Source organism: Desulfonatronospira sp., assembly GCA_003563255.1.
In the GTDB taxonomy this organism is placed as follows: domain Bacteria; phylum Desulfobacterota; class Desulfovibrionia; order Desulfovibrionales; family Desulfonatronovibrionaceae; genus Desulfonatronospira.
On record PWSL01000317.1, the window covers coordinates 1 to 3,779 of the forward strand.

Annotated in this window: 3 protein-coding genes; 1 reads left to right on the forward strand and 2 read right to left on the reverse strand. The window is 52.1% G+C overall.

Annotation, left to right across the window (positions count from 1 at the left end; translation table 11 throughout):
* Positions 1–1,057, forward strand: a 1,057-nt coding sequence (locus QZP87_RS09275) for a DUF4143 domain-containing protein (protein WP_291322638.1), incomplete at its 5' end; no start/stop codon positions are given.
* A gap of 312 nt (positions 1,058–1,369) precedes the next feature.
* On the opposite strand, the gene QZP87_RS09280 is transcribed toward QZP87_RS09275, so the two are convergent.
* Both QZP87_RS09280 and QZP87_RS09285 read right to left on the reverse strand, forming a co-directional pair.
* Positions 1,370–2,695, reverse strand: coding sequence for an ATP-binding protein (locus QZP87_RS09280; RefSeq protein ID WP_291322639.1), 1,326 nt, complete (start codon positions 2,693–2,695; stop codon positions 1,370–1,372).
* Between the two features lie 109 nt (positions 2,696–2,804).
* A complete protein-coding gene (locus tag QZP87_RS09285) occupies positions 2,805–3,065 on the reverse strand; it encodes a hypothetical protein (RefSeq protein WP_291322640.1) in 261 nt (86 codons plus the stop codon).
* Between the last annotated feature and the right edge of the window lie 714 nt (positions 3,066–3,779).

Sequence of the window (3,779 nt, forward strand, 5' to 3'; positions counted from 1 at the left end):
CCTGTATATCAATCTTCTGCCCCAGCGGGATTTTCTGCATTATGCAAAGAGTCCCGGGAAGATGCGGGAGGAAATACTGGCGCACCTGGACCGATACGAAAATCCTTTGTGTGTAATTGACGAGATTCAAAAGATCCCCGCCCTCCTGGATGAGGTTCATGAACTGATTGAATCCAAAGGCATCCGTTTTATCCTTACCGGCTCCAGCGCACGAAAGCTTCGCAGAGGAGGGGCCAATCTTCTTGCAGGCAGGGCGTACACTTATCACCTCTTCCCGCTGACTTTTACTGAAGCAGGAGACCTGTTTGATCTTGACAAGGCCCTCACAACAGGAATGCTTCCAGTGCTATGGAACTCAGACAGCGAACACCCCGCAGAATTTCTAAGGTCCTATGCTGAAACCTATCTGAAAGAAGAGGTCGCAGCCGAGGGTCTGGTTCGTGATATTGGACCGTTCGCGTATTTTCTGGATATTGTCGCGGCGAACAATGGGGAGACAGTTAATTTCAACAATATTGCGAGGGAATGCTCGGTATCTGTTAAGACGGCACAACAATATTTCCATATCCTCGAAGATACTTTCCTGGCCTTCAAACTCAGTGCCTGGACCCGAAGTGGAAGAAGACGCCTGATTTCACACCCGCGCTACTATCTTTTTGATACCGGGGTAACAAACGCACTCGCACATACATTGACAAGACAGTTGAACCCCAATGTATACGGGCGGCGTTTTGAACAATTTGTGATCAGTCAGCTCATGGCGCAAATCGAATACAGGCGTTTGGATTATCAGTTTTATTACTGGCGTACCCATCACGGGGCCGAGGTGGACGTTCTGATATGCCAGGGAAACCGGATCATCTGTGCCCTGGAAATCAAATCATCTCAGCACATCAGCACAGAATCGCTCAGGGGGTTAAAGAGTTTTGCAGATGACAATCCTGGGGTACCTGCGTATGTCCTGGGTCACAGGCAGAAAAGAAGACACCTGAATAATATCGTGCTCATGAACTGGGATGACTTTATTCTGGAGGAACTGGATGTGGTCACAAACTGAATACCATTCTGCCTGCCTGGGCGGATTCATTGATTGCTTGAACAGTTCAAATATGATTTTTTTGGCAAAAGGCATGAATATTATTCTCACGCAGAGGCGCCAAGGACGCAGAGGAAGCAAATTTATCCCGCCAGGGATGGGCAGACCTTTTTGTAAGCAGTTCTTCCCTGCTTACAAAAAATCTTCCCCTTGGCGTCCTTTGCTTGCCTCGTTAAACAGCTCGGTACGAGCTCCCGAAGGGGTTTAACTGGGGCGCCTTGGCGTGAGGCAATTTCTTCAACATGTGGCACAGAGTGCCTGTCCCCTGCTTTCCTATATCCAGAGGTCTAGAAGAGCCGGAATGGCCGCTTCCAGTGGAACGAAGCGCACCTGATGATCCTGGACCATGATTGCCGTATCCAGGGTTTGATTGACCACGAACAACATTGACGGCGCATAGGCGTCCAGGAAACTTCTGGCGGAACGAGAGACCGCCGGACGGATCATCCGGCCCGTCTTGACTTCCACGGCGATCACTTGCTGTCCGTCACTGAGGACAAAATCCATTTCAGCCTTGGACGTGGAGCGCCAGTACTGCACAGACCATCTGGACGGCAGGTTCTTGAGCAGCTCGGACAGCAGCCAGTTCTCCACCAGCGCCCCGGTGTCCGGCCGCTCCAGAATATCCGGTTCCGAGACCTGGCCCAATAAGACGTTGCGGATGCCGTTGTCCACGAAATAGCATTTGGGAGTGCGGGTCACTTCGGAACGCTTTCCATCCTGAAAGGGCAAAATCCGTCGCACAATATGGGTTTCTTCCAGAATATCCAGGTAGTTCTGAACTGTCTTGCGATTCACGCCGCAGCCCTGCGCCAGATTGGACATGTTCAGCAGGTTGCCGACATCAAAGGCCAACAGTTTCAACAAACGGCGAAAGGCGTCTGGATATCGGACCTGGAACATGTCTGATGCGTCGCGCAGGATGAACGCCTCAATCAGATCCCAGAGCACAGCCTCCGGCGTAGCCGAAAACCAGACTTCCGGATACCCGCCAAAAGACAGGTGGCGCGCAAGCTGCCCGCGGCGCTCCCCCATGGCCAATGCCCGCGGCAAGGTTCTGGTGGACGCGGCGGTTTCCTCCAGGGAAAAGGGAAGAAGCTGGTGCCGAATGGATCGACCGGCCAGTGATTCTCTGGTCCTGGCCTGCAGATGGAAGCTGGAGGAACCAGTAACCAGGATTTCTTCCGCATGACCCAGGTCCACAAGCCCTTTAAGGAACAGCCCGGCTTCGGGAAGGTGCTGGGCCTCTTCGAAAAAGAGAGGTACGGGTTCGGGTACAAGTTCTTTCAGGTCGCGCAGGAATGGAACGGCCTCGCTGCACCAGGATCGGATCAACATGTCCTCGCACAGAAGAAACAGCGGATGCCTTCCGAGTTTTTGGAACATACGCCAAGCCAGGGTCGATTTTCCGGCCTGTCGTGGTCCGATGAGCAATCGCACCTTGCGTTTGCCGATGATGGGTTCATCAAGGCGGCTCTGCTCAAGGCAACGCTGTACATACTTTTCGGGAATGTGTGCGGCAAGAAATTCCGACAGCGACACATCGCCCCGCAGCCAGGGATTCAGAAAAAGTATGCGCTGCACCAGATGACTGTCCATGTACTCTCCTTTACGCCCTGGTCTGTCTGCCGGTGGCAGGCCTCGGCAGAGCCTGCAATGATGAGGACGAGCGCTCCCGAAGTCACTAGACCAACGGCGCAACGCACACTTAACACTGCCAAGTGGCAGCGTCAATACCGTTTAACAGGGTTAATCGCGACATATCCATACTTCCATTCAAGGGAGATGTTTCCCTGGCCTGCAAGGGCCGGTAGTCGTAAAAAGTAATGCGCACAAGGTAGTCGTTTTGTCTCAGGTGCTTCTGGCAGTACTCCCGGATCTCTCTTGGCTTATACAGAAATTGGTTTCTTTCCAGCACCCTGCGGCGCATGAACATGCCGTCTGTGAAAATGATAACTTTGCGGGTCATATCCTTATCTTCTCAAAATCCAGTTCTTCCATACCTCCCAACCCGGCTCCGTCTCCAGTTCAGCAAGTTTCTTAACACTACAGCGACACTTTATTTCAGCCCAGGATTTGGTGAAGTGTCAAGAGGAAATCTATAAGCCGATAGTAAACGAGATAACCAAAGGCCCGGCAAAAATTGCTGATTTGAATAAGGCTCTACCAGACCATACTGTCAGCTTTCTTTTGCTGTCACTGACTTTGCTGGCCCACGGCGGAGCTTCAGGGTTATGTGCGGGATGCTAACATGAAACCAGCGGCGAGCTTAAATCAGACCTTGGCCGAGCTGGTATACAGGGGTGTGCCGTATAGATATATGGCTCTACCAGATGCTTTGCCCGCAACAAGGAAGAGAAGAGTTTTTTGACCCCGATGAAATGGGAAGAAATTTCATGGGGCAGGCAGGATTAACCCCAGTTAAACACCCCAAAAGGGGACCCCGGTTTAACGGCAGGCCCCAGTTAAACCCTGGTCCGCAGGAACGCTTTCAGCGTTGTTTTACGGGGCAGGCCCCAGTGAAACCCTGCTCCGCAGGAACGCTTTCAGCGTTGTTTTACGGGGCAGGCAGGATTAAGAGATGGATTAAGAGAAAAATATTTTTGTCCTGGCTCCCAGTTTAATGCCCTTCGGGCTTGCTCTGCGAGCAATTAAATCACGCCACAGGCGTGACAGGCGGAAG